This is a genomic window from Mesorhizobium sp. P5_C1 (assembly GCF_054049815.1).
Window position 1 is genome coordinate 1 of record NZ_JBFULQ010001297.1, and the last position, 676, is coordinate 676.

General features: G+C 51.2%; 1 protein-coding gene. It reads left to right on the forward strand.

Annotated elements, in window-relative coordinates:
- Positions 1-589: plasmid partitioning protein RepB C-terminal domain-containing protein (locus tag ACXJ7R_RS35475; protein WP_457155854.1), on the forward strand; the 589-nt coding region annotated here is incomplete at its 5' end.
- Positions 590-676 lie beyond the last annotated feature (87 nt).

Consider the following 676-nt stretch of genomic DNA (forward strand, 5'->3'; position numbering starts at 1 on the left):
TTTCCAAGGCGAAGAAAACACCGCTCGCGAGGATCTTTCATACATTGAAAAGTGCGCGTTTGCGCTTGCACAGCAGGAAGCGGGGTACAAACGGGACACCATCTGCGCTTCGTTGTCGACAGGAAAATCGCATGTCTCCGAGATGATCAAAATCGCCTCGTCGGTCGACAAGGAGATACTGCAATCGATTGGTAAAGCTCCCGGGATTGGTCGAGGACGATGGCAAGAATTCTCGAACCGCTATTCAGTCGACGGCTCACTCGCAAAAGCTTTCGATCTTATTCGCAAAAAAAAATTACGCGAGGCAACGTCCGACGAGAGATTCATTATTCTGCTTGAGACGCTGCCATTGGATCATAATGCGATCAAGGAACCTGCGGGTCCTGCCAAGCCATCAAAGCCCAAGATTGCTATGAAATCCTGGGCTGCTCCAGACAAAACAGTCAGCGTCAGCCTCAAAGACAACGGAAAAACTACCATGATTGCGGTGGGAGAGGCTGAAGGAGCGCGTTTCGCAGCGTTTATCGCCGGACAACTGGACGACCTGTTTGAGGCCTTTCGGAAGTCCACCATGAAACAAGGAGTCTGAAACCGCAAAAGAAAAAGGCCCCCGAACGGCAAGCCGTGGAAGCCTCTCTCTGAACTAAGCACTCTGAGAATCGCATCTCCACGAATC